General features: G+C 53.0%; 3 tRNA genes. All 3 read right to left on the bottom strand.

Annotation, left to right across the window (positions count from 1 at the left end):
* Positions 1-88: 88 nt before the first annotated feature.
* A tRNA-Ile gene (locus tag N8M09_RS10955) sits at positions 89-162 on the bottom strand.
* Between the two features lie 13 nt (positions 163-175).
* Positions 176-249: transfer RNA gene (locus tag N8M09_RS10950), tRNA-Met, on the bottom strand.
* Positions 250-254: 5 nt separating this feature from the next.
* Positions 255-328: transfer RNA gene (locus N8M09_RS10945), tRNA-Pro, on the bottom strand.
* Positions 329-330 lie beyond the last annotated feature (2 nt).

Below are 330 nucleotides of genomic sequence, written 5' to 3'. Positions count from 1 at the left end.
TTCGAACCCACGCACGCTTTTACACGCCTGACGGTTTTCAAGACCGTTCCCTTCAGCCGGACTTGGGTAATCCTCCATAATATTCAAATGGACCTTGTAGGACTTGAACCTACGACCACTCGGTTATGAGCCGAGAGCTCTAACCAGCTGAGCTAAAGGTCCAACAAGATCATTATAGCGGCGAAGGGGATCGAACCCCCGACCTCCCGGGTATGAACCGGACGCTCTAGCCAGCTGAGCTACACCGCCATATATCGGGAAGACAGGATTCGAACCTGCGACACCTTGGTCCCAAACCAAGTACTCTACCAAGCTGAGCTACTTCCCGAG

It is taken from the genome of Streptococcus mitis (assembly GCF_946190375.1).
GTDB classification, from domain to species: domain Bacteria; phylum Bacillota; class Bacilli; order Lactobacillales; family Streptococcaceae; genus Streptococcus; species Streptococcus mitis_CJ.
The sequence above is the reverse complement of the archived record's forward strand: the minus strand, read 5'-3'. Positions and strand labels throughout refer to the sequence as shown.